At 72.8% G+C, this 16,306-nt stretch carries 15 protein-coding genes and 1 tRNA gene; 4 read left to right on the top strand and 12 right to left on the bottom strand.

The window, feature by feature from the left end:
• Window positions 1-50: 50 nt before the first annotated feature.
• Window positions 51-1,445 (bottom strand): MFS transporter, encoded by a 1,395-nt coding sequence (locus ACFYXS_RS24335; protein WP_389251542.1) that lies wholly within the window; start codon window positions 1,443-1,445, stop codon window positions 51-53.
• A gap of 335 nt (window positions 1,446-1,780) precedes the next feature.
• On the opposite strand from ACFYXS_RS24335, the gene ACFYXS_RS24330 reads away from it, so the two are divergent.
• A complete protein-coding gene (locus tag ACFYXS_RS24330; RefSeq protein WP_389251540.1) occupies window positions 1,781-2,143 on the top strand; it encodes a hypothetical protein in 363 nt (120 codons plus the stop codon).
• Window positions 2,144-2,325: 182 nt separating this feature from the next.
• On the opposite strand, the gene ACFYXS_RS24325 is transcribed toward ACFYXS_RS24330, so the two are convergent.
• Both ACFYXS_RS24325 and glnA read right to left on the bottom strand, forming a co-directional pair.
• Window positions 2,326-2,400, bottom strand: a tRNA-Trp gene (locus ACFYXS_RS24325).
• Between the two features lie 277 nt (window positions 2,401-2,677).
• On the bottom strand, window positions 2,678-4,090 hold the full coding sequence (glnA, locus tag ACFYXS_RS24320) for a type I glutamate--ammonia ligase (RefSeq protein ID WP_389251537.1): 1,413 nt from the start codon (window positions 4,088-4,090) through the stop codon (window positions 2,678-2,680).
• Between the two features lie 199 nt (window positions 4,091-4,289).
• On the opposite strand from glnA, the gene ACFYXS_RS24315 reads away from it, so the two are divergent.
• Window positions 4,290-4,757 carry an RDD family protein gene (locus ACFYXS_RS24315; RefSeq protein ID WP_389251535.1) on the top strand — a complete coding sequence of 156 codons (468 nt, stop codon included), beginning with the start codon at window positions 4,290-4,292 and terminating at the stop codon, window positions 4,755-4,757.
• Window positions 4,758-4,883: 126 nt separating this feature from the next.
• On the opposite strand, the gene ACFYXS_RS24310 is transcribed toward ACFYXS_RS24315, so the two are convergent.
• The 4 genes from ACFYXS_RS24310 to lipB form a co-directional block, all read right to left on the bottom strand.
• On the bottom strand, window positions 4,884-5,564 hold the full coding sequence (locus ACFYXS_RS24310) for a DUF4191 domain-containing protein (RefSeq protein ID WP_389251533.1): 681 nt from the start codon (window positions 5,562-5,564) through the stop codon (window positions 4,884-4,886).
• Window positions 5,565-5,623: 59 nt separating this feature from the next.
• On the bottom strand, window positions 5,624-5,854 hold the full coding sequence (locus tag ACFYXS_RS24305) for a hypothetical protein (protein WP_389251695.1): 231 nt from the start codon (window positions 5,852-5,854) through the stop codon (window positions 5,624-5,626).
• Window positions 5,855-6,081: 227 nt separating this feature from the next.
• Window positions 6,082-7,044 carry a lipoyl synthase gene (gene lipA, locus ACFYXS_RS24300; protein WP_389251531.1) on the bottom strand — a complete coding sequence of 321 codons (963 nt, stop codon included), beginning with the start codon at window positions 7,042-7,044 and terminating at the stop codon, window positions 6,082-6,084.
• A gap of 65 nt (window positions 7,045-7,109) precedes the next feature.
• The gene (gene lipB / locus ACFYXS_RS24295) at window positions 7,110-7,895 is read right to left on the bottom strand and encodes a lipoyl(octanoyl) transferase LipB (RefSeq protein WP_389251529.1); all 786 of its coding nucleotides are present in this window, start codon (window positions 7,893-7,895) and stop codon (window positions 7,110-7,112) included.
• Between the two features lie 263 nt (window positions 7,896-8,158).
• Here lipB and ACFYXS_RS24290 point away from each other — a divergent pair, with 263 nt between their 5' ends.
• A complete protein-coding gene (locus tag ACFYXS_RS24290; protein WP_389251527.1) occupies window positions 8,159-9,622 on the top strand; it encodes a regulator in 1,464 nt (487 codons plus the stop codon).
• 65 nt (window positions 9,623-9,687) lie between these two features.
• Here the strand turns inward: ACFYXS_RS24290 and ACFYXS_RS24285 are convergent, their stop codons facing one another.
• Both ACFYXS_RS24285 and ACFYXS_RS24280 read right to left on the bottom strand, forming a co-directional pair.
• Window positions 9,688-10,929 (bottom strand): NAD(P)/FAD-dependent oxidoreductase, encoded by a 1,242-nt coding sequence (locus ACFYXS_RS24285; protein WP_389251525.1) that lies wholly within the window; start codon window positions 10,927-10,929, stop codon window positions 9,688-9,690.
• A 155-nt stretch (window positions 10,930-11,084) separates the two neighbouring features.
• Window positions 11,085-11,987: a TIGR01777 family oxidoreductase gene (locus ACFYXS_RS24280; protein WP_389251523.1), complete on the bottom strand. Its 903-nt coding sequence runs from the start codon at window positions 11,985-11,987 to the stop codon at window positions 11,085-11,087.
• 49 nt (window positions 11,988-12,036) lie between these two features.
• On the opposite strand from ACFYXS_RS24280, the gene ACFYXS_RS24275 reads away from it, so the two are divergent.
• Window positions 12,037-12,522 carry a GNAT family N-acetyltransferase gene (locus ACFYXS_RS24275; RefSeq protein ID WP_389251521.1) on the top strand — a complete coding sequence of 162 codons (486 nt, stop codon included), beginning with the start codon at window positions 12,037-12,039 and terminating at the stop codon, window positions 12,520-12,522.
• 34 nt (window positions 12,523-12,556) lie between these two features.
• Here the strand turns inward: ACFYXS_RS24275 and ACFYXS_RS24270 are convergent, their stop codons facing one another.
• From ACFYXS_RS24270 to sucB, 3 genes are all read right to left on the bottom strand, one after another.
• Window positions 12,557-13,072, bottom strand: coding sequence for a DUF4240 domain-containing protein (locus ACFYXS_RS24270; protein WP_389251519.1), 516 nt, complete (start codon window positions 13,070-13,072; stop codon window positions 12,557-12,559).
• A 159-nt stretch (window positions 13,073-13,231) separates the two neighbouring features.
• A complete protein-coding gene (locus tag ACFYXS_RS24265) occupies window positions 13,232-14,200 on the bottom strand; it encodes a helix-turn-helix transcriptional regulator (protein WP_389251517.1) in 969 nt (322 codons plus the stop codon).
• A 321-nt stretch (window positions 14,201-14,521) separates the two neighbouring features.
• Window positions 14,522-16,288 carry a 2-oxoglutarate dehydrogenase, E2 component, dihydrolipoamide succinyltransferase gene (gene sucB / locus ACFYXS_RS24260; RefSeq protein ID WP_389251515.1) on the bottom strand — a complete coding sequence of 589 codons (1,767 nt, stop codon included), beginning with the start codon at window positions 16,286-16,288 and terminating at the stop codon, window positions 14,522-14,524.
• Window positions 16,289-16,306 lie beyond the last annotated feature (18 nt).

The following is a 16,306-nucleotide window of genomic DNA, read 5'->3' as shown; positions in this document are numbered from 1 at the left end:
GGCGGGCCGTGCCCGCCCGCGCCCGCCCGCTGACCACGGCCCCCGGGCCGTCACGGCGGGGTGACACGCGCGGCCAGCGACGCGGCCTCCCTGCCCGACAGCTCCTCCAGCGAACGCCCGCGGGTTTCGATGCGGAAGCACCACGTCACGAGCAGACCCAGCGCGCTCGTGGCGGCCACGCCGTACAGCAGCGCGCTGGTCCCGACGGCGTTCAGCAGCACCGGGAAGAGGAAGGTGCCCAGCGCCGCGCCGAGCTTGCCGCAGCCCGCCGCGAAGCCGTGGCCCGCCGCCCGCACGTCGGAGGGGAAGACCTCGGCGGGCAGCGTGAACGTCGTCGCGTTCGGACCCAGGTTCATGAAGGTGTTGAACAGCGCGAAGCCCACGAACACCAGCGGCAGATGCGCGTCGCCCCCGCCGGACGACTGCTCCGCCACCGCCAGCATGCACAGCGCCACGGTCATCATCGCGAAGCCGGCGATCTGGAGCGGTACCCGCCCCACCCGCTCCACCAGGAAGATCGCCAGCACGAAGCCGACCACCAGGAAGACGTCCAGGAGCGCGGTGCCCTCGGTCGAGGCGATGTCGTCCGCGATGAACGTCGCGTTCGCCCCGCCCAGCGCCAGCCCCGCCAGCAGGGTCGGCGTGAAGATCCCCACCCCGTACGTCGCGATGTCCATCAGGAACCACGGCACCGCGGTGAAGACCGTGCGCCGCGCCAGCCGGCGCGAGAACAACTGCGGCTGCAGGAAGGCCTTCAGCCCCTCCGGCGGCGCCTCACCGCGCTCCCGGTCCGCCTCCGACACATGACAGTCCCGCCCGGTCATCGCCCGGGTGATCGCGCACGCCTCCGCCTCCCGGCCGTTCTGCGCCAGCCAGCGCGGGCTCTCCGGAACGTTCCGCCGCAGCCAGATGATCACCAGCGCCGGCACCACCCCGAAGCCCAGCATGATCCGCCAGGACCCGGTCTGCGGCAGCGCCAGCAGGATCACCACTCCCGCCGCGGCCCCCAGCACGATCCCCGCCGCCTGGAGGCTGAACGCGCTCACCAGCCAGCGCCCGCGATTGCGCGCGGGCAGGATCTCGGCCACGTAGCTCGCGGCGATCGGGTAGTCCAGCCCCACCGCGATGCCCAGCAGCAGCCGGAACACGATCAGCGACCAGATGTCCCACGCGCAGGCGCACGCCACCGAGAACACCACGAACAGCCACAGGTCGACCTTGAAGATCCGGCTCCGCCCGATCCGGTCCCCGAGCGGCCCCAGCGCCGCCGCCCCGAACACCGCCCCCACGATCGCCGCCGCCGACAGCAGTCCGCGCTCCGCGGCGGACCCCCCGAAGTCCTTCGCGATCAGCGGGTTCGCCACCCCGATGATGAAGAAGTCGAACCCGTCCAGCAGGATCCCGAGCCCCGCCAGCAACCAGAACCTCATGTGCAGCCGCGACATGGGGGCACTGTCCAGCGCCGCACCGAGCGGCTGTGACGTGCGGGGAGAGCTGTTGGTCACCACACGCAGGGAGTGAAGGTCACCGGTCCCGGCCGATCAACGCGCCACGCCAGTCCGCCCCCAATGGTCACCGGCAGCCACCCGCCCGGAGCCGGGAACAGCGCGGCACGGCGCGGGCCGGTGCCCGCGGCGTTGTCGGCTGTGACCTGCGCTCGAGTGGTCCAGGGTGGTCGGCGTTGGTCGTCGTGCGCCCTCGGACGGCCCTGGGACGGCCCAGCGCCGACGCCGTCCTCGCCTCGGGCTGTCGCACGAGAGCACCTCGCTACTCTGGGCCCATGGCGCACCCGGCTCAGCAGTACTACGACCCCGATCTGAGTGCCGGAGAAGAACGTGCTTTGCTTCGCCGGAACTACCTTCTTCTCATGACAGGGCAGGCTGCATTGGGGCTGATCGGCGCTGATCTTCTTGGGCTGGCTGTGGAGCCTCGGCAGGGTGAGGTCGTCATCCACGCTGCAGTACGCAGAGAGACCCCCGAAGTGCTGGAGGATCTGGACGACATAGCCGGCGACCTCGACGGCTTCCTGCAGGGCGGCCCCGAAGCCCGGTCGGCCATCACGCGGCGTGTGCACATCGGCCCGCCCGACGCGACCACCTGGCCGGGCTTCGCCCACGCGCTTCTCTACATCGCCAAGGCGTAGAGAAGTAGACGGCCCCGGTCCGGAAGATGCCGTATGCGGGTGCCGGCTGACCTGGTGACTCCCTGACCTGCGACGGAGCGTGGTTGGCGCCGCTGTTCCCCGTGAGCCCCCGCTGTGTCCCGCCGGAACGGGCACGCAACGGGCGCGGTCGCTGCTTCTCCTGGATGGACATCCGAAGCAGGCGAAGCCGACCGGATTCGAACCGGCGTCCTCGCGATTTTGGAGACCGCGCGCGACTACCTCTGCGCTACGACTTCGCCCGGCTGTGATCCTAGCCCCGCCGGCTACGCGCGAGGCTGTGGACGCTCAATACGCCTCCGGCCCAGTTCACGGAGTTGTTCAAAGCTACTGAGACACACAGGCGAATGGCCTGGACGCCGATGAGTGAGACGGAGAACGAGACGGACTTCCCCATCTGCGGCTCCTTGGGAGCCCCCCAACGACCCGTGGGCCGTGCCTCCCGACGAGGGAGACACGGCCCACGGCCCATGGACGGCCCAGGTCAGGGAATCATGGCCCTGACCTGCGGACTTCCTAGACGTCGAAGTAGAGCTCGAACTCGTGCGGGTGCGGGCGCAGCGCGATCGGCGCGATCTCGTTGGTCCGCTTGTAGTCGACCCAGGTCTCGATCAGGTCCGGGGTGAAGACCCCGCCCTGGAGGAGGAACTCGTGGTCGGCCTCGAGGGACTCCAGGACCGCCGACAGCGAGGTCGGGACCTGCGGGACGCCCGCGTGCTCCTCGGGGGCGAGCTCGTAGAGGTCCTTGTCGACGGGCTCGGCCGGCTCGATCTTGTTCTTGATGCCGTCGAGACCGGCGAGCAGCAGCGCCGAGAAGGCCAGGTACGGGTTGCCGGAGGAGTCCGGGGCGCGGAACTCGATGCGCTTCGCCTTGGGGTTGGCGCCCGTGATCGGGATGCGGATGGCCGCGGAGCGGTTGCGCTGCGAGTAGACCAGGTTGACCGGGGCCTCGAAGCCGGGCACCAGGCGGTGGTAGGAGTTCACCGTGGGGTTGGTGAACGCCAGCAGCGCCGGGGCGTGCCTGAGGATGCCGCCGATGTAGTAGCGGGCGGTGTCGGACAGGCCCGCGTAGCCCTGCTCGTCGTAGAACAGCGGGGCACCGTTGGTCCACAGGGACTGGTGGACGTGCATGCCGGAGCCGTTGTCGCCGAAGATCGGCTTGGGCATGAAGGTCGCGGTCTTGCCGGCGCGCCAGGCGACGTTCTTCACGATGTACTTGAAGAGCATCAGGTCGTCGGCCGCGGCGAGCAGCGTGTTGAACTTGTAGTTGATCTCGGCCTGGCCCGCGGTGCCCACCTCGTGGTGCTGGCGCTCGACCTGGAGGCCGGACTTCATCAGCTCGAGGGTGATCTCGGCGCGCAGGTCGGCGAAGTGGTCGACCGGCGGGACCGGGAAGTAGCCGCCCTTGTACTTGACCTTGTACCCGCGGTTGTCCTGCTCCGCACCGCTGTTCCAGGCGCCGGCCTCGGAGTCGATGTGGTAGAAGGACTGGTTCGCGCTGGTCTCGAACCGGGCGCTGTCGAAGACGTAGAACTCGGCCTCGGGGCCGAAGTACGCGGTGTCGGCGATGCCCGAGGAGGCCAGGTAGGCCTCGGCCTTCTTCGCCACGTTGCGCGGGTCACGGCTGTACTGCTCGCCGGTGATCGGGTCGTGGATGAAGAAGTTGACGTTGAGCGTGGAGTCCTTGCGGAACGGGTCCAGCTTGGCCGTCGACAGGTCCGCGATCAGCGCCATGTCGGACTCGTGGATGGCCTGGAAGCCGCGGATCGAGGAGCCGTCGAACATCAGCTGCTCGTCCGGGTCGAAGGACTCGACCGGGACGGTGAAGTGCTGCATCACACCGGGCAGGTCGCAGAACCGGACGTCCACGAACTTGACGTCGTTGTCCGAGATGAACTTCTTCACCTCGTCGGCGTTTTGGAACGACATCCAACTCCTCCTTGGCCCGGCCCGGGAGGCCGGATTGCAGCTCATGGGTGCGACCAGTGCGGTGGCGCACGTTGAGGGTGACGATAGAGACCGGGCATTTCCCCGTCGTGACCCGTTTGTTTCTTGCAGGTTAACCGAGCCGCCGGGTGGGCGACGGGTCGGGCGCGGGGGGCCCGGGACCACCGCGTACCGTGGACGCGTGGACAACAGGGATGTCATCGGATCGTGGATCGAGGGCCCGAAGGCGGCCGCGGAGCGGATGGGCGTCGAGTTCGGCTACCGCGGCAAGCGCCTCGGTCTGCCGGAGGAGGGCCCCGGCTCGATCGCCCCGGTCGGGCGGCGGATCGCGGCGCTCTTCATCGACTGGGGCCTGTGCGCGCTGATCGCATACGGCCTGATCGCGCACCGTGACGCGGCCGCGGCCAATCCGTGGACCACGGTCGTCTTCGGCGTCATGAGCGTGCTGCTGCTGGGCACCATCGGCACCACCCCGGGCAAGCGCCTGCTGGGACTGCGTGTGGTGCGGGAGGACGGCGGGCGGCTCGGCCTCGGCGCGGCGGTGCTGCGCACCTTCCTCCTCCTGCTGGTGATCCCGGCGGTGGTCTGGGACCGCGATACCCGCGGCATGCACGACAGGGCCGTGAAGGCGGTCCAGGTCCGGATGTGATCCGGGCGGGACGTAAACGCGCGACGGAAACGCCCGACGGCACCGCGCGACGGAAACGGGAGTGCCCCGGACGATGCGACTCGTCCGGGGCACTCCCGTTTCCGTTTCGTATACGGTCCCGCGGGCTCAGCGGCCCTTCGGCATCCGCATGCCCTTGGGCATCGGGCCCTTGGGGACCGGCATGTTGCTCATCAGGTCGCCGAGCGCCCGCAGGCGGTCGTTCACCTCGGTGACCTTGGGGCCCGGCACCACGCGCGGCAGCTTCAGCAGCGTGGCGCGGATCTTCTTCAGGGAGACCTCGCCCTCGCCGTTGCCGACGATGATGTCGGTCACCGGCACGTCGTAGACCACCCGCGCCATCTTCTTCTTCTCGGACGCCAGCAGGCTCTTGACCCGGTTCGGGTTGCCCTCGCCCACCAGCACGATGCCGGCCTTGCCGACCGCGCGGTGCACGACGTCCTGGTTGCGGTTCATGGCCACCGCGGGAGTCACCGACCAGCCCCGGCCGACGTTGTCCAGCACGGCCGCCGCGGCGCCCGGCTGTCCCTCGAGCTGGCCGAAGGCCGCTCGCTCGGCACGCCGCCCGAAGACGACCGCCATCGCGAGGAGGGCCAGCAGGAGGCCCAGGATGCCCGCGTAGATGGGGTGACCGATCGCGAAGCCGATGGCGAGGATGACACCGAAGGTGACGACTCCCACAGCCGCGAGGACGAGGCCGACCTTGGAGTCGACCCGCCTGGTCATCTTGTACGTCTGGACGATCTGCTTGAGACGTCCAGGGTTGTTCTCGGATTCTTCCCTCGCCATGCCGCACAGGATACGTGTCCCGCGCGGCGCCGGCCCCACCGGAGGGGCCGGGAAGGAGGCTAGAAGCCGTCCGGACGGCCCGTGCGGGCGGAGACCAGGGCGTCCATGACGTGCTGGGCCTCGCGGCGGTCCTTGGCCCGCTTGCGGTCCTCGAGCACGGCCGACCAGGCGTTGCGGCGCGCGGTCGCCTCGGCGCCGCGGAACAGGAAGGACTCCACGGCGCGCAGGGCGCCCGCCGCGGCGCCGGGGATGGTGCTCTGGCGATGGAGTCGTACGGCCTCGGCCTGCATGGTGGTGTCCCCCTCAGGACGGCTCAGACGCATGTGGATGTTCCGCTTATCCAGAGTCACCACATTGTGTTACCAGCCCGTGACTGGTCGGTCAAACCGTCGTGAAACCCGGGCGGTCCCTTTGCGTCGGCCCGCTGCGGCTGCCGCACGTCAGGGACACGAAAGGGGCCCGAGTGGGGCCCCTCACGTGACGAACCGCACGTTCGCCGCTCGAGTGCGGTGGGTGATCAGACCGCTTCGGCGGCCACCGCGCCGCGCCGCTCCATCGCCTGCTGGAAGAGGCGTCCCGCCCGGTACGAGGACCGCACGAGGGGGCCGGACATGACACCGGCGAAGCCGATCTCCTCGGCCTCCTCCTTGAGCTCCACGAACTCCTGGGGCTTGACCCAGCGCTCCACCGGGTGGTGGCGCAGGCTCGGCCGCAGGTACTGCGTGATGGTGATCAGCTCGCAGCCCGCGTCGTGCAGGTCCTGCAGGGCCTGGCTGATCTCCGCGCGCTCCTCGCCCATGCCGAGGATCAGGTTGGACTTGGTCACCAGACCGGCCTCGCGGGCCTTGGTGATGACCTCCAGCGAGCGCTCGTAGCGGAAGCCGGGGCGGATGCGCTTGAAGATCCGGGGGACCGTCTCGACGTTGTGCGCGAGCACCTCGGGCCGGGCGCCGAAGACCTCGGCGAGCTGCGCGGGGTCGGCGTTGAAGTCCGGGATCAGCAGCTCGACCTTGGTGCGGCCGGCCGCGCGGGCGTCGGTCATCGCGTGGATCCGGCGCACGGTCTCGGCGTACAGCCAGGCGCCGCCGTCCTCCAGGTCGTCGCGGGCGACGCCGGTGATGGTGGCGTAGTTCAGGTCCATGGTGACGACGGACTCGCCGACGCGGCGCGGCTCGTCGCGGTCGAGGGCCTGCGGCTTGCCGGTGTCGATCTGGCAGAAGTCGCAGCGCCGGGTGCACTGGTCGCCGCCGATGAGGAAGGTGGCCTCGCGGTCCTCCCAGCACTCGAAGATGTTGGGGCAGCCCGCCTCCTGGCACACCGTGTGCAGGCCCTCGCGCTTCACCAGACCGTGCAGCTCGGTGTACTCGGGGCCCATCTTCGCCCGGGTCTTGATCCACTCGGGCTTGCGCTCGATGGGGGTCTGGCTGTTGCGGACCTCCAGACGGAGCATCTTGCGGCCCTCAGGTGCCACAGCTGACACGGTCGACTCCCTCTCGCGACTTCATTTCCTCGGTGAACATCAGCCTACGCCCGTGGATTCCCATCTCAGACCGCGCGCGGCAGCGGCTCGGCCGACTCCAGAACGGCTCGCAGGTGCTTCTCGACGACCGGCAGTACGTCCGTGACGCCGATCTCGCGCCCCAGCTCGTTGCTGAGCGAGGCCACGCCCGCGTCCCGGATGCCGCACGGCACGATCCGGTCGAACCAGGTGTTGTCCGGATTGCAGTTGAGCGCGAAGCCGTGCATGGTGACGCCCTTGGCGACCCGGATGCCGATCGCGGCCAGCTTGCGGTCCTCGCGGCGCTGGCCGGCGTTGGAGGGGGCGTACTCGGGGCCGGACAGCCGCGGGTCGAACTCGTCGTCGTGCAGACGGGGGTCGAAGTCCAGTGTCAGCCCGGGGATGACCGGCGGGCGGTCCTCGATCGGGTCACCGAGCACCCACACCCCGCTGCGGCCCTCCACACGGGTGGTCTCCAGGCCGAACTCGGAGCACGCGTTGATCAGCGCCTCCTCCAGCCGGCGCACATGGGCGACGACGTCGACGGGGCGCGGCAGCTTCATGATCGGGTAGCCGACGAGCTGGCCGGGACCGTGCCAGGTGATCTTGCCGCCGCGGTCCACGTCGATCACCGGCGTACCGTCCAGCGGCCGCTCGCTGTCCTCGGTGCGGCGGCCGGCGGTGTACACCGGCGGGTGCTCCAGCAGCAGGCAGGTGTCGGGGATCTCGTCCGCGAAGCGCGCGGCGTGCACCCGGCGCTGCTCCTGCCATGCCTCCTGATACTCCACGGCGTCCTCGCCGAAGCCCAGATGGACGAAGTGCAGCTCACTCACGGCCGCTCCCTTGTGATCGCCTGCTGCGGCGCCCCCGTTCATCGATAGCGGACGCCTTGGCAACTGTACGTCCGCCGCGGCCCTGCCTTGCAGCGGGCTGCGAATAGCAGCCGGGTAGGGCGGACGGAGGGATTCCGGGCTTATGCGGGGGAAGGTTCACCCGTTACAGCGAATGCGAGGCCCTGGTAGTGAGCGTCCCGGCACAGAACGTTACATTCGCGCCGTTCTGGAGATAGCCCGGAAGGCAGGGGACCGCACCACTGATGTCCGACCGTTCCTCGCAGCGCCCCCCCAACCGCCAACTCGCGGCCCTCATCGCCGAAGCCGGCTTCTCCAACGCGGGACTCGCCCGCCGCGTGGACCAGCTCGGCATCGAGCACGGGCTCGACCTGCGGTACGACAAGACCTCCGTCACCCGCTGGCTGCGCGGCCAGCAGCCGCGCGGCACCACCCCCGCGCTGATCGCCGAGGTCTTCACCCGGCGGCTCGGGCGGCGGCTGTCCGCCCACGACCTCGGCCTCGACGCGGTGGCCCCGGTCTACGCGGGACTGGAGTTCGCCGTGTCCCCCGAGGAGGCCGTGGAGATCGTCTCCGGGCTGTGGCGCAAGGACACCGGCAGCCAGGCCGACCTTCGCAAGATCGCCTTCACCCCGGCGGGCCTGGTCGTGCCCAGCCGCGACTGGCTCATCGGGCGCGCCGACGACCGGGTCGGGCGCAACGCCGACCCGGGCCCGCAGGGCGGCACACCCCGGCTGCCCGCCCAGCGCACCCGCGGCGACGCGGCGCCCCGGGTGCCGGGAGGTCCGGGCGGGAACCGCGTGACCATGGGCGACCTCGCCGCCCTGCGCTCGGTCGGCGAACTCTTCCGTTCCCTGGACAACGCCTTCGGCGGCGGCCACGCCCGGCAGGCCCTCGTCCGCTACCTGGAGCACGAGGCCGAGCCGATGCTGCGCGGCACCTACGGCGAAACGATGGGCCGCCGCCTGTTCGCGGCCGTCGCCGACCTGACCCGGCTCGCCGGCTGGACCTCGTACGACATCGGCGCCCACGGCCTCGCCCAGCGCTACTTCGTCCAGTCGCTGCGGCTCGCCCAGGCGGCCGGCGACCGGGTCTACGGGGGCTACGTCCTGGTCACGATGAGCCGCCAGGCGGTCTACCTCGGGCACGGCCGCGAGGCCGTCCAGCTCGCCCGGGTCGCCCAGCAGGGCGTGGGCAGTGGGGCCCCGCCGGTCGTCCAGGCGCTGCTGCACGCGGCGGAGGCGCGCGGGCACGGCCTGCTCGGCGAGGTCCGGGCGTGCACGGCCGCGCTGGTGCGCGCCGAACGCGCGCTGGAGGCCGCCCGGGCCGGGGACGACGTGCCGGCCTGGGCCCGGTTCGTCGACGAGGCCCAGCTCGCCGACGAGTTCGGGCACTGCCACCGCGACCTCCAGCAGTACCGCGCCGCCTCCCAGCACGCCGAACGCTCGCTGCAACTGCGGCCCGCCGCCTACGCCCGCAGCCGGCTGTTCTGCCGGACCGTGCTCGCCACCGCCCGCCTCGGGCTCGGCGAGGTCGACGCGGCCTGCGCGCTGGGTGCCGAGGCCATGCAGGCCGCCGTCGAGATGCGCTCGGTGCGCGCCCTGGAGTACGTCCGGGACTTCGGCCGCCGCCTCGACGCGCACCGCGACGCGTCCTCGGTGCGGGCCTTCCACGACCGGGCCGCGGCCCTCGGGGTCCTCGTGGGCTGACGCACGGGCTCCCGCGCGGCCGGCCGGCCCCGGGGGCGCTGCCTCCCCGGGCCGGCCGGTGCCGCTCACGCGGCCAGCGGCTCCGTCCGGGACCGCGGGCGGAGGCCGACGTCGCGCAGCAGCCGCTGCGCCGCCCGGCGGCCGGAGAGCATCGCGCCCTGCACCGTGCTGGTGTCCCGGTGGTCGCCGCAGACGTACAGCCCCTGCAGGATGCGCACCGGGCGGCGCAGATCGTGCGGCGCGGGCATGGCGGGCACGGCCTCTGGGTCGTGGTGCACGGCCAGCCGCCGCCAGCCCGCGGTGGAGGTGCCGTAGAGCTCGGCGAGATGGGCGCGCACGGCGCCGTCGTCCGGGTCGGGAACGGCGGCGGCTCCGAGGAGCACCGAGGTCACCAGCGTCCGGCCGACCGGCGCCCGGGACGGGTCGACCAGGCTCGCCGGCAGCGAGTGCGAGACCGGTCCGCGCCGGTCCGCGTCCAGTACGAGCGCGGCCTCCCGCAGTGGCGCCGTCGGCGCCGAGTGGTGGACCACGGTGACGGCGTGGAAGTCCGGCACGCGCAGCCCCGGCAGGAGTTCGGCCGCCGCGCGGGCCCCGGTGGCCACCACCACGGCCCGGCACGGCAGTTCCTCCTTGTCCTCGGTCAGCACCGCGTTGGTGGAGGCCGCCACCGCGCGCGTGCCCAGCCGCAGCGACCCCTCCGGCAGCGCCGCCGCGAGCTGCCGCGGCAGGGCCTGCGCGCCCCCCGCGGGCACGCAGGTGCGCCCGAGGGCGAAGGCGCGCAGCACCAGGTCGGCGCAGCGGCTGGACGTCGTCAGGTAGGGGTCGCAGAGCAGCGCGGAGAGCAGCGGCCGCAGGTACCCGTCGACCGCGCGGGGCGCGAGCCCGCGCGAGGAGAGCGCTTCGGCGGCCGTCGTCTCGGGCCGCTCCAGGAGGCGTTCGACCGGGGTGTCGGCCAGGCGGTGGAGCGCCGCCCGCAGCCGGGCCTTGTCCAGCGGCGAGCCCAGCGGGGCGCGGGCGGCCGCCAGTGCCCCGCGCGGGTCGCCGACGCGGTAGCCGCGGCCGGCGGCCCGCACCAGGACGGCGGGTGAGAAGGGCCGCAGCTGGAGGTTGTCCAGACCCGGAGTGCGGAGCAGCTCCGGATAGGAGGTGTTGAGCAATTGCGGCCCCCGGTCCAGCAGGAAGCCGTCCACCTCGTCGGTGGCCATGCGCCCACCGACCCGGTCGTCGGCTTCCAGGACGGTCACCTGGAGCCCGGCACTGATCAGATGATGCGCCGCCGACAGGCCGGCGACGCCGGCCCCGATCACGCATACGTCCGTAGAAGAACCGGTAGAGCGTGCTGTTGAGAGCACGTTGCCCCTCCCCGAGGTCGGCACGTTTCCCCGCTCGCGTCAGCTGGCGCTGGAAGCGTCATGCCCAGAACTTCGCCAACTGATGCCGCCCGAGGGCCGCGTGGTGGCATTCAGTGCCTTTCTTCGGCCAGCGCCGCGCGGATCGCCTCCTCGATGCCGGGGTGGGTCCAGACGAACGAGGTGTCGAGGAGCTTGCGCGGCACGGCCCGGGTACTGCCGAGGATGTCGGTGGAGAACTCCCCGACGACGGTGCGCAGGACGGGCGCGGGGACCGGGAACAGCGCGGGCCGGCGCAGCACCCGGGACATGGCGGCGGTCACCTCGGCGTTGGTCAGCGGCTCGGGCGCGCACAGGTTGACCGGCCCGGAGACCGTGTCGTGGTCGATGATGTGGCGCAGCGCGGCGACCTGGTCGTGCAGCGAGATGAAGCTCCAGTACTGCCGTCCGCTGCCCAGCCGTCCGCCCAGCCCCGCCTTGAACAACGGGAACAGCCGCGCCCAGGCGCCGCCCCGGCCCGAGACGACCAGGCCCGTGCGGGCGAACGCCGTCCGGATGCCCGCGTCCTGGGCCGGGGCCGCGGCGGCCTCCCAGTCGCGGCACACCTCCGGCAGGAAGCCGTCCCCGTACGGTGCGCTCTCCTCGACCCGGCGGTCGCCGGTGTCGCCGTACGCGGTGATCCCGGACCCGCTCACCAGCACACGCGGCGGAGCGGCCAGCGAGGCCAGCGCGCCCGCGAGCGTCGCGGTGCCCCGCACCCGGCTGTCGTGGACGGTCCGCTTGTACGCGTCCGTCCAGCGGTGGTCGCCCACCCCCGCGCCGGCGAGGTTGACCACGGCGTCGGCACCCTCCAGTGCCGCGGCGTCGATCCCGCCCCCCTCGGGGTCCCAGCGCGCCTCGTCCGCCCCGGAGGGCGGGCGCCTGACGAGGCGTACGACCTCGTGGCCGTCGGCGAGCAGGGAGCGGACCAGGGCGGAACCGATGAGGCCGGACGAACCGGTGATCGCGATGCGCATGGGGACATGGTCGCGCCTCGGCGCTGCCCGTTGTGGCAGGGTGACGGGCATGTCCGGTATACGTGTGCGAGCCGCCCTGCTCTCCGACGACCCGGCCCTGGCCCGGCTGGACCGTGCCACGTGGTCGACGCTGCACGCGGTCGCTCCTCCGCCGGAGGAGCACCGGGACTTCTTCGGCGACCGCTGCGGACCCGACGCGCACCTGGTCGCGGAGGTCGACGGGCGGACGGCCGGATACATCCGCCTCGTGCCGCCGACGCCGCTGCCCTCCCACGCCCATGTACGCCAGATCCAGGGCCTGGCGGTCGACACCTGGGCCCGCGGCCGCGGCGTCGGGCTCGAACTCGTCCTGGCGGCACTGGAGGCCGCCCGCGGGCAGGGCGCGCGGCGTGTGACCCTGCGGGTGCTGGGCCACAACACCCCGGCCCGGCGGCTGTACGAGGCGGCCGGCTTCACGGTCGAGGGCGTCCTGCCCGGGGAGTTCCGGCTGGACGGTGCCTACGTGGACGACGTGTTCATGGGGCGGGCATTGTGACGGCCGCCGCGCCCGGCGCCGCGCGGGGCGCGGCTCAGCCGAAGCGCTCCCAGAGCCGGGGGAAGCGCTGCGCCACGGCGTCGGCGTTCTCGAAGTCGACGTAGACGCCCTCCGGCTCGGCCGGCTGCGGCGGCAGGTCGAGATCCGGCAGCCGCATCCCGGTCAGCTGCTCGTACGCCTCGTCGGCCGCGTACCCCAGGTCCTCGGCGTCGCCGTCCACCTCGGGGTCGAAGTGCTCGGCCAGCTCCGCCAGCGCGTCCGGGTCGTGCACTGCGCCCTCGAACACGTGCCGGCCCTGCCCGATCAGCCAGCACCGGAAGAAGTCGAACGCGTCGTCACCCGCGCCGCCCAGCATCAGATCCGCGGCGCCCCACACGTCCCACCGGTACGCCCGGTTGAAGCGGCTCTCGAAGTGCCGCGCGAAATCGACGACGGACTCCGGGTCGAGCTGCGTCAGCCGCTCCACCAGCAGATCGGCGTGCTCCTCCGGGTCCCCGCCCGCCGCCGTCCGGGTACTGTCGACGATCTCCCAGAACTCCGTCTCGTCCATCACCGCTCCAGCATCCTGTCTGCGGTCTGCCCCCGCACGCGGGGAGACGCGGATGCGCCCGTGTCGTGACGTTACTCTGCCCGCGCGGGGGCCTGCCCGCCCGGGTGTTGACGCCGCCGGGACGGGTGGGCGACGCGGGTGGTGACGGGGCGGCGGGGGTCAGGCGTCGTAGGTCGCCGCCATGGTGCGGGCCGCGCCGGCGAAGCGGGCGCGCAGCGGGGCGGGGGAGAGGAGTTCGGCCTCCGGGCCGAGGGCCAGGAGCTGGTGGTACGCGACGTCGAGGGACTCCACGGGGAGGGTGACGGTGACCCGGCCGTCCGCGTCGGGCGGCGCGGCCGCGGCCAGCGCCTCGCGGGCGGCGGCGCCGTCGGCGACGTACGGCAGGTGCCGGGCGCCCTCCGGGGTGAGCCGCAGCACGACCTCGGCCCGCAGCACGGACCGGGCGAACTCGGCGGCCCGCGCCTGCCAGAACCCGGGCAGGTCGAACCCCGGGTCCCTGGCGAATCGTTCGGGCAGGACGTCCGCGGCGGTGAAGCGGTCCACCCGGTAGACCCGGACGTCCCCCTCGGTGCGGGCGACCGCGTACCAGACGCCCGCCTTCAGCACGAGCGCGTACGGATCCAGCTTCCGTTCCACCTCCGTGTCCGCCCGCCGGTACCGCGCCCGCAGCCGGCGGTCGCCCCACACCGCCTCCGCCAGGGCCGGCAGCAACGGGGGCGTGGCCGGCTCCTGCCACCACCCGGGCGCGTCCAGGTGGAAGCGCTGCGCCGCGGTGCGCGGGGCGTCCCGCAGCTCGGGCAGCAGCGCGGCCGCCACCTTCAGCCGGGCCGCGGATCCCGTGTCCTGCAGCCCCATCGCCTCCAGGGCCGCGGGCACACCGGACAGGAACAGCGCCTCCGCCTCCGCGCGGGCGAGCCCGGTGAGCCGGGTCCGGTAGCCGTCCACCAGCCGGTAGCCGCCGGCGCGCCCCCGTTCCGCGTACACCGGCACGCCCGCCTCCGACAGCGCCAGCACGTCCCGGCCGACCGTCCGCTCGGACACCTCCAGGGCCCCCGCGAGCTCGGCCGACGTCATCGAGCCGTGGGACTGCAGGAGGAGGACGAGGTGGATCAGCCGTGCCGCGCGCATGCCGTCGAGGCTAAGCCCTGGGTCCGACACCGCGGCGGGGCCGGTCCGGACATCCGGACCGGCCCCTGTGCGCCCGCTGCGCGCGCCTCGGCGCGGGGGAAGGTCGACGCAGCGCGCGACCCGCAAGGGCGTTGAGGCCACTGAGGGGGGCGGTGCCTCCCCGTCCTTGCCGGCGGTGCATGGCCATGCACCCCGGAGTACGGGCGCCGCGCCCCAACCACTCACCGCGGCACGGGATTTCCCGCGGGAACGGCCGAGGCCCCGGCCCGGGAAGGGCTGGGGCCTCGGCCGTCGTACGGTCCCGCGGCGACGTGCGGTCGATTACAGACCGAGGTCGCCCTCGAACTCGCCGGCCTCCAGGCGGGCCTTGACGTCGTTCAGGTAGCGGGCGGCGTCCGCGCCGTCGACCAGCTGGTGGTCGTACGACAGGGTCAGGTACGCCACGTCGCGGATCGCGATGGTCTCGCCCAGGTCCGGGTGGTCGACCACCATCGGGCGGCGCACGGTGGCGCCGATGCCCAGCTCGGCGACCTGCGGGTAGTTCACGATGATCGTGTCGAACAGCGCACCGCGCGAGCCGGTGTTGCTGATCGTGAACGTGCCGCCGGACAGGTCGTCCGGGCTGATCTTCTTGTTGCGGACCTTGCCGGCCAGCTCGGCGGTCTTCTTGGCGATGCCCGCCAGGCTCAGGTCGCCGGCACCCTTGATGACCGGGACCATCAGGCCCTGCTCGGAGTCCACCGCGATGCCGATGTTCTCGGCGTCGTGGTAGGTGATCGTGCCGTCGTCGTTGATCTTGGCGTTGACGACCGGGTGGGCCTTCAGCGCCTCGGCGGCCGCCTTGACGAAGAACGGCATCGGCGAGAGCTTGACGCCCTCGCGGGCCAGGAAGGACTCCTTGGCCCGGGCCCGCAGCTTCATGATCCTGGTGACGTCCACCTCGACCACGGTCGACAGCTGCGCCTGGCTGTGCAGGGCCTTCATCATGTTGTCGGCGATCACCTTGCGGATGCGCGACATCTTGACGGTCTGCCCGCGCAGCGCGGCAGCGGCGGCCGGCACCGTGACACCCGCGGACGGGGCGGGCGCGGTCGGCGCGGCAGCGGCGGTCTTGGCGGCCTCCGCGGCGGCCAGGACGTCCTGCTTGCGGATCCGGCCACCGACACCGGTGCCCTTGACCGAGGCCAGGTCCACACCGTTCTCGGCGGCGAGCTTGCGGACCAGCGGGGTCACGTACGCACCCTCGTCGGTCGGCGCCGTGGCCGAGGGGGCGGCGGCCGGGGCCGGGGCCGGAGCGGCGACCGGGGCGGGAGCCGGGGCCGGAGCGGGCGCCGCCGGGGCCGGGGCCGGAGCCACCGGAGCCGGAGCGGCCACGGGGGCCGGGGCCGGAGCGGCGACCGGGGCGGGAGCCGGGGCCGGAGCGGGCGCCGCCGGGGCCGGGGCCGGAGCGGCGGGGGCCGGGGCGGCCGCGGGAGCGGCACCCGCGACACCGATGACGGCGAGCTTGGCGCCGACCTCGGCGGTCTCGTCCTCGCCGACCAGGATCTCCAGCAGGGTGCCCGAGGCGGGCGCCGGGATCTCGGTGTCGACCTTGTCGGTCGACACCTCGAGCAGCGGCTCGTCGGCCTCGACGGTCTCGCCGACCGACTTCAGCCAGCGGGTGACGGTGCCCTCGGTCACCGACTCGCCCAGCGCCGGCAGGAGCACCGCGGTGCCCTCGGCGGCGCCGGCCGGGGCCGGAGCGGGGACGGGAGCCGCGGCGGCGGGCGCCGGGGCGGGGGCGGGGGCCTCCTGCACCGGAGCCGGCGCTGCGGCGGCGGCCGGGGCGGGAGCGGCAGCGGGCGCGCCCGTGCCGTCGTCGATGACGGCCAGCTCGGCGCCGACCTCCACCGTCTCGTCCTCGGCCACCTTGATGGACGAGAGGATGCCCGAAGCGGGCGCCGGGATCTCGGTGTCGACCTTGTCGGTCGACACCTCGAGCAGCGGCTCGTCGGCCTCGACGCGCTCACCCTCGGCCTTGAGCCAGCGGGTGACGGTGCCCTCGGACACGCTCTCGCCGAGCGCCGGCAGGGTTACGGAAACCGCCATGGTTTCGGTTGCTCCTAA

The organism is Streptomyces sp. NPDC002574 (genome assembly GCF_042889545.1).
Lineage (GTDB): Bacteria > Actinomycetota > Actinomycetes > Streptomycetales > Streptomycetaceae > Actinacidiphila.
Note: the sequence above shows the minus strand (reverse complement) of the source record. Positions and strands in the feature narration are given on the sequence as shown.

What these genes read in the sequence shown, in the direction of transcription:
- ACFYXS_RS24335 (WP_389251542.1), bottom strand. Translation starts at nt 1,445, where the DNA reads ATGTCGCGGCTGCACATGAGGTTCTGGTTGCTGGCGGGGCTCGGGATC.
- ACFYXS_RS24330 (WP_389251540.1), top strand. Translation starts at nt 1,781, where the DNA reads ATGGCGCACCCGGCTCAGCAGTACTACGACCCCGATCTGAGTGCCGGA.
- glnA (WP_389251537.1), bottom strand. Translation starts at nt 4,090, where the DNA reads ATGTCGTTCCAAAACGCCGACGAGGTGAAGAAGTTCATCTCGGACAAC.
- ACFYXS_RS24310 (WP_389251533.1), bottom strand. Translation starts at nt 5,564, where the DNA reads ATGGCGAGGGAAGAATCCGAGAACAACCCTGGACGTCTCAAGCAGATC.
- ACFYXS_RS24305 (WP_389251695.1), bottom strand. Translation starts at nt 5,854, where the DNA reads ATGCAGGCCGAGGCCGTACGACTCCATCGCCAGAGCACCATCCCCGGC.
- ACFYXS_RS24290 (WP_389251527.1), top strand. Translation starts at nt 8,159, where the DNA reads ATGTCCGACCGTTCCTCGCAGCGCCCCCCCAACCGCCAACTCGCGGCC.
- ACFYXS_RS24280 (WP_389251523.1), bottom strand. Translation starts at nt 11,987, where the DNA reads ATGCGCATCGCGATCACCGGTTCGTCCGGCCTCATCGGTTCCGCCCTG.
- ACFYXS_RS24275 (WP_389251521.1), top strand. Translation starts at nt 12,037, where the DNA reads ATGTCCGGTATACGTGTGCGAGCCGCCCTGCTCTCCGACGACCCGGCC.
- ACFYXS_RS24270 (WP_389251519.1), bottom strand. Translation starts at nt 13,072, where the DNA reads ATGGACGAGACGGAGTTCTGGGAGATCGTCGACAGTACCCGGACGGCG.
- ACFYXS_RS24265 (WP_389251517.1), bottom strand. Translation starts at nt 14,200, where the DNA reads ATGCGCGCGGCACGGCTGATCCACCTCGTCCTCCTCCTGCAGTCCCAC.
- sucB (WP_389251515.1), bottom strand. Translation starts at nt 16,288, where the DNA reads ATGGCGGTTTCCGTAACCCTGCCGGCGCTCGGCGAGAGCGTGTCCGAG.